This window comes from Magnetococcales bacterium, from assembly GCA_015232395.1.
GTDB lineage: Bacteria > Pseudomonadota > Magnetococcia > Magnetococcales > JADFZT01 > JADFZT01.
Genome location: JADFZT010000128.1, coordinates 1 through 7,116 on the forward strand (window position 1 = coordinate 1; position 7,116 = coordinate 7,116).

Below are 7,116 nucleotides of genomic sequence, written 5' to 3' on the forward strand. Positions count from 1 at the left end.
TCTACGAAGTCAGCAAAACATTTTCAGACCAAAAAGGCTGTCAAGTCTTATTTGCGGCAGGGTGCTGAATAGTTACAGTTTGGCGGGTTATCGACATAAACCAGACGAAATTCGTTTGGAAAGCGGAGGGTGATTTTCTCTGGAAGCCTGATGCATACAGAGCCTTCTTTTATTTTTACTTTCATTATTTGTTTTAACCTCAAAATTGCACTTGTACAATTGTTTCTGACTCACCACTACGCCTGAAACGAATTTCTCAGTCTCTTACTGCATAGCTGAATTTTTTGCCTGCCATAAGGCCAAAAGCCTGACAGCCAACCTGGAAAACCCTACCGAACAAAAAAAGCTATTCAAACTAATAAACGTCTTATTCTACCAGACAATTATACTTTTGTAAACATGGCAGCCAAATTGGCGACAAAAAGAGACAAAAAAGCCTTGGCGGGAAGAGCCCTCCAAGGCTTTTTCTTTGTTGCCAAAAATCGAAACCTATTCGTTTTCTGCGATGCGAAAGCCGAAGTGGTTGTTGCCAACGTTGGGATAGTCTGAGGCTCTGGCGTAGGTGAGGAGAGTGGCAGCATGGTAGTTCCAGGAGCCGCCGCGCCTCACGCGCAATAGATCCGCTCCCGGCGTGGTGTTGAGAGGATCCAACGCCCCTTCGGCATAAAAATCAGCGTCATAATAGTCCTGGCACCACTCCCAGACATTGCCCCCCATATCGTAAAGACCATACGGATTGGCCGCATAGGAGCCTACCGACAGGGAATGGCCTTCCTCGTTGTGCACACCGGGGGTATCGCCGTTATAGTTGGCCTTGGTGCTGTCCAGGGTGCCGTCATCGGTGGGATATTCCAGCTGCTGCCCGCCTCTTGCGGCATATTCCCATTGGGCCTCGGTGGGCAGGCTCACCCCGTAAAATTCGGCAAAGGCATACGCCCCATACCACTTGACCCAGTTGATGGGCCAGTCCGATTTGGAATTATCCAGCAGCTCAAAGGTATTGTCCGTGGTGCTGTAGGCGATCCAGCTTTTGTTATCGATATGCTCCTCATAGCCATCGCTGGTGCAGCCGCCAGTCTCCCCAAGCTGCAAAAACACCTCCCCGGAGTTGGGAGCATCTCCCGCACCGACCACCATATATTCGCTATAGGAACCACACGGATCGTTCACCTGTTGCAGCTCCACCGCCACCCAGCCCGCCTGAAGCGCTGCATTCAAAAATTGGAGATATTGGGCGTTGGTGATCTCCTTTTCGGAAATGGCAAAATCGGAAAGAGTCACACTCACCTCAGAGGCATCGCCTGCGGTGGTATTGCCTCCCATGGTAAACGTACCCCCAGGGATATCCACCAGGGTAACATTGCCGGGCAGGGTGGCATCGGTAGAGCCGCTATCGCTCTCTCCCAAGCCAAAAGTCTGTACCAAAAAAACCGCCATTTCCGCCCGATTGATGGTCAAACTCGGACAAAAATAGCCCTCCCCGTCACATTCACGCCCCGGCTCGATGGTGCCGTCCAGGTAGCCATCACTGGCCAACTGTTCGATATAGGCCCCGGCCCAATAATCCGAAGCGATATCCCCGTAAACCGTTCCTGTCGCCGCCGAGGGGGAATAGTCCGTGCCATACTTGCTCCTCACCAGAAAAATCGCCATCTCCGCCCGGGTGATCTCCCGGCTGGGGCAATAGTTGCTGCCATCACAGCCGCTGGTGATCCCTCGATCTGCAAACTCCTCGACAAAACTCCCCGCCCAGTAGTCCGATGAGACATCATCAAACACCGTACCGCTAGCCGTAGGGGGTGCATAGTCCGACCCTTCGATGGCCCGCAGCAGAAAAATGGCCATTTCCGAGCGTTGCAAAGTGTTGTCCGGGCAATAGTTTTCCGAATCACAGCCGCTGGTGATCGACGTGCTGGCCAGGGTCGAAATATCGTCATAGGCCCAATGGTCACTGGTCACATCGGTAAAGGCCCACACCTGCCCCGCACTCAGCGTCAGGACAAGGGCTGCGATTTGGATATGGCGGATGGATAAAAAAGTGTGAAAAAAAGTCGGCAAACGCAGATAAATCATGATCCCCCCAAAGCATTCATTTTAAAAAGAGAGTTATACACTCTTATGGACCCGATATGGGCGATTCCGGTTCCAGAGGGTCGTCTGGTGTATGCATCCCATTTAGGATCCAGCCAAAGAATACACGTGGTGCGACATCCAACCCACACCCTGATTATTTATGGGAAGTTCGGTAAACTGAAGAGCAGGCAAGAAAAGAGAGCCCCCACTCAAACCGGGCAGTGGACCTCTTTGGAAAAGTCCAGCTCAATGTTGGTATGCCCCAAAAGCTTTTGCTGGATGGGATCCAGGGAGCCGTTGCGGATGGCCTGGCGCAGGTCGGGAATGGTGTCGCCATCCTTGAGCAGAATAAATCGACCCTGGGCGCGCTCCATCACCTCCACCACCACCAGGCTGTAGTGCACCTCTTTTTCAATCTGGATGCCGTACTGTTGAAAATCATCCGGTATCCCGGCCACACGACGCTTGCGCAGTTCGTGGAGGGTGATGCCATCCCGCCGTTTGAGGCTGGAGACCTTATAACCGCTGGCCATCAGTTTCGGGATGAGACCCACCTTGGTCAGCTCCTCAAAGGTCAGGCGCAGCTCCGTCACCGGCAAGACAATCCGCCCCCCATCCCGATTGGTTCGCTTGGCCAACTCCCGCCGCTTGGTGGAAGGCAGCGGAAAGCAGTGTCCCTTTTGCAGCAGCATGGGATATTTGCGTTTATACATCTCATACCAGGCCCGATAGAAAGCGGGGTTGAACTTGCCGTGCTTGGCCTCCAAATTCATGATGATGGCGATTTCCACCGGCAGCTTGCGGGTTTTGTAGGAGCGGGCCTCACCCAGGGCTGAATGGACGTCAGAGATAGCCACCACTTCCGAGGTGGCCTTATCATCGCGGTCATAATCAAGATCCATCACCCGCTCCACCTGATCGGCAAAGTTGGAGAGGATGCCATACCCCCTGGCCCGGCCCCGCTTGTTAAATCGCTCGTGGTGGGTGCCTGCGCAAAAGGCTGAAATATCGACTATTTTTTCGCTGTTGGAAAGAATCAGATAACCGATCAAAGCGTGGGTCTGCATCTCCTCCCACTGCTCGTCGGTATAGACATCCGGGCAGGAGAGCAGATCCTGGGAGATACCTGCCTTGCCCACATCGTGGACCATTCCCCCAAGCCCTGCCTGAATCATCCGCTCTCGGCTCCACCCCAACTCCTGAGCCAGCTGCATGGACATCAGGGAGACCTCAACACTGTGCAGAGTGGTGTTCTGGTCGTGATTTTTCAGGGAGCGGATGCCTTCGGCGGCAAAGTCCGATAAGTTGTGGACAATATCCTTTACAAAACCAAACATCCCCTCCTGAATCCCGGCATCCTGGATGCGCCCCACCTCTTTCAGCGCTTTGATGGCATCCCGGGTGGTGCGGATTCCCTCGGAGATAAACTGCTCCCGGGTTCGAACAAACACCTCACCCAGCTGGTTGGAGGCGTCCGCTACCAGGTTCTCCACCCGGGGCTCGGCCTGAATGGTCTCGATCCCCTTTTCCTGCAAACGCTGGATCAGGTCCGGAGTAATGCGGGTTCCGGAGGTGACCAGATTGACAGAGCCCGACTTGATGGAGCGGCTCAAGGCCATATTCGCCAGGAGCTTCGGGTCGGTAACCAGATATTCCCCCTCTTCCAGTTGATGGATTGAGGAGAGATCGTCTTCGATATTTTTCCCCATGGTACAGGGCTCCGAATGGTGGGATGACAGGACTGCTTCAGGCTATTTTAAAAACCGATGGCAACGCCATCCACGCCCCTCTATCGCTGTCAATATATCACATTGATATCAAAAGAAGTTTCTTCATGCAAACAGCATGCCGTCAGAGCCCTTGCCAATCGCCTGCATGAGGGCTGTCAAATCAGGCAAGAATCGTTTGATAACACACTGGCAGGGTGAAGAGAAAAGGATACTGAAAATCGGCAGGAAACCAACAAAAGAACGATCCGGGTTCAGAAGCGTCCGAATCGGAAAAAATTAAAATCTGAAGGGTTCTGAAGCAGATTGGCTGTCAGCTTGGGCATCCGCCTGCTGCTTTTGCTTCATTCGGCTTAAAAATTCCTCTTCCGGCAGGGGACGTTCATAATAATATCCCTGGATCTCGTTACAGAGCTGATCCTTCAACAGCTGTAGCTGGTCCATGGTCTCCACCCCCTCGGCAATCACCGTCAAGCCCAAGCTGTGGGCGAGCCCAATAAAAGCATGAATGATGGCGGCATCATCGGAATCCGTGGTGCAGTTACGGACAAAGGATTGATCCACCTTGAGGGTGTCGATGGGAAAACGCTTGAGATAGCTGAGGGACGAAAACCCGGTGCCAAAATCATCAATGGCCAGCCGCACCCCCGCTTTGGAAAGCGTATTGAGCTTGGCCAGGGTCTCCTCCACATCCCCCATGGCGATGCTTTCGGTCAACTCCAGCTCCAAAAGCCCCGGCTCCAAACCGGTCTCCTCCAAGGTATCGGTCACGAGCTTGGTAAAATCGGGCTGGCGAAACTGAATGCCGGAAAGATTGACCGAGACCCGAATGGGGGGAAGCCCCTCAGCCTGCCACTTTACCGCATGGCGGCAGGCAGTACGCAAAGCCCATTGGCCCATGGGAATGATCAGGCCCGTCTCCTCGGCCAGGGGGATAAACTGCCCGGGGGAGATCATGCCGTTTTTGGGGCTGTTCCAGCGAATCAACGCCTCCACCCCGGAAAGCACCCTGGTATTCAGATCCATCTGGGGCTGATAAAAAAGCAGAAAATCCTCTTTTTCCAGGGCGTTGCGCAGCTCACTCTCCAGGAGCATCCGGGCTAGCGACGAAGTATTCAGCTCCGAGGTATAAAACTGGAAGTTGTTCCGCCCCTGCTCCTTGGCGTGATACATCGCCGCGTCGGTATTTTTGACCAGGGTCTTGACATCATCACCATCCTGGGGAAAAAGCCCGATGCCGATGGAGGCCCCGACAAAAAGCTCCATGCCATCCACTTCGAAGCCCTTGGTGAGCACATCCAGAACAGCTTGGGCGACGTGGGCCACTTTCATGGAGCTGACCACCTTGGGCAAAATCACCCCAAACTCATCCCCACCCATCCGGGCCAGGGTGGCGTTGCCGGGGAGATTTTCCTTGAGGCGCTGCCCCACCTGGACCAAAAGCGTATCTCCAGTATCGTGCCCCATGGTGTCGTTGATCACCTTGAAGCGATCCAGATCCAGCAGCAACACCGCCACCCGGGTATCCTGCCACTTGGCCTCTACCAGGGTGTGGGAGAGGCGTTCGTGAAAAAGCAGCCGGTTGGGCAGATCGGTCAGGGTGTCGTGGCCGGTGATGTAGAGGAGATTTTCCTGGGATTCCCGAATGGAGGTGAGGTCGGAAAAAACAGTGACAAAATTCCGCGTCTCGCCGTCTGGCCCCCGAATGGCACTGATGTTGGCCCACTGGGGATAGACCTCGCCGTTTTTGCGCCGATTCCAGATCTCTCCCTGCCATTTGTTGCTCTCTCGGAGAGAGTCCCAAAGCGCCTCATAAAATCCGTCGTCGTGGCGGCCCGATTTGAGGATGTTCATCCCCTGCCCGACTGCTTCTTCCTGGGTATAACCGGTGATTTTACAAAAAGCGGGGTTGACCGATTGAATGATGGCCCCCTTGTCGGTCACCACAATCCCTTCGGTGGTGCTGGCGAAAACGCTCGCAGCCAGATGGTGCTCCCGCTCCCCCTGAATCACCTTGAGGAGATATTTTACCCGGTTGCGCAGGATCGCCCAGTGGATGGGCTTGGTGATAAAATCCGCCGCCCCCGCCTTGTAGGCCCGATCCACGGATTCGTCGTCATGCAGACCGGTGATCATGATGACCGGAATCTGCTTTCCCCGGGGATGCTCCTTCATCCGGGTGCACGCCTCAAAGCCGTCCATCACCGGCATTTTGGCATCCATCAGCACCATGTCCGGGCGCTCTTCTTCAAAAGCCGCCAGGGCCTGGGCGCCCTCTTCCAGGTTGCGGGTGGCATACCCCAGTTTTTCCAAAAAACGGGAGAGCATCAGGCGCGTGACCGCGTCGTCATCCACAACAAAAAAAAGGGGCTTTTGCGCCAATGCATCCATGGGACTTCTATCCGTTGCGGGGTGATCTCACCCGTTACAGTTCAATCAACTCGGCGGCTCCCGAAACCAGGTCCACCACCATCACCGTGGCCGCACCACCAAAACCGTGGGCAGAGCCGGGGTTCAACACCAGGGTCTTACCCACCTGCTCATTCACCGGCTTGTGGGTGTGTCCTGAAACAACAGCCCGATATTTTCCACACTGAATCAACGACTCCAAAATGGCAGCAACCGTGCCGTGATAGACCGCTACCGGCCCGGCTTCGCTCTCCACCTCCAAAAAATCTCCCTCCAAGCGACCTTCGATCCGCTGGAACATTTTGGCCATGCCGAGCTTTTCGCCGTCGTTGTTGCCAAAAACCGCTGCCACCGGCAAACCTTCCAGGGCCAGAGCGGCAGGGGGGCTACAAAAATCTCCAGCATGAATCACCAGATCCACCCCCCGCTCCTTGAAAATCCCGGCAGCCAGGCGAATGTGTTGGAGATGATCGTGGGTATCGGAAATCAAACCAATCTTCATAATGGCATCACCGTTTGCTTCTAGTGGTTACCGACCAAGTCAAAAAAAACCATCGTAAGTCAAAAAAAATGGAAAACAGTCAATATAACCTGACACCAACCGCCCCAGTGATTGCACCCAATGCGAAGCCAAGAGGGCAGGCTCCGCCTTACTCTGTTGATATTTCAGAATAAAGAAAAAACAATCCCCAAAAACAAACAGCAACAGTTTGTAACAATTCAGGAATCAGGCCAACATGGCGAACGGATCAATCCATCCAAGCCGCTGGGATGAAATAGTCAGATTCCCAAATAATCAGATTCCTAATAACAATACAGGCTCACCCATAGCCAGGGACTCGTCAAAGTCAGCGGAAGAAGCCTGGAAATCCATCGGTTCTAAGCTATGCCGCTGAGACATTCCGAG

Annotated in this window: 4 protein-coding genes; all 4 read right to left on the bottom strand. The window is 54.0% G+C overall.

The annotated features are described in order from the left end of the window. Nucleotides 1–489 precede the first annotated feature (489 nt). The 4 genes from HQL52_19390 to HQL52_19405 all read right to left on the bottom strand — a co-directional run bounded on the left by HQL52_19390 (nucleotide 490) and on the right by HQL52_19405 (nucleotide 6,711). A complete protein-coding gene (locus HQL52_19390) occupies nucleotides 490–2,073 on the bottom strand; it encodes an SUMF1/EgtB/PvdO family nonheme iron enzyme (GenBank protein MBF0371606.1) in 1,584 nt (527 codons plus the stop codon). A gap of 209 nt (nucleotides 2,074–2,282) precedes the next feature. Then, the gene (locus HQL52_19395; protein ID MBF0371607.1) at nucleotides 2,283–3,782 is read right to left on the bottom strand and encodes an HD domain-containing protein; all 1,500 of its coding nucleotides are present in this window, start codon (nucleotides 3,780–3,782) and stop codon (nucleotides 2,283–2,285) included. Between the two features lie 297 nt (nucleotides 3,783–4,079). Then, complete coding sequence (locus tag HQL52_19400) at nucleotides 4,080–6,191, bottom strand: EAL domain-containing protein (GenBank protein ID MBF0371608.1); 2,112 nt, start codon at nucleotides 6,189–6,191, stop codon at nucleotides 4,080–4,082. A gap of 34 nt (nucleotides 6,192–6,225) precedes the next feature. After that, complete coding sequence (locus HQL52_19405; protein MBF0371609.1) at nucleotides 6,226–6,711, bottom strand: metallophosphoesterase; 486 nt, start codon at nucleotides 6,709–6,711, stop codon at nucleotides 6,226–6,228. Between the last annotated feature and the right edge of the window lie 405 nt (nucleotides 6,712–7,116).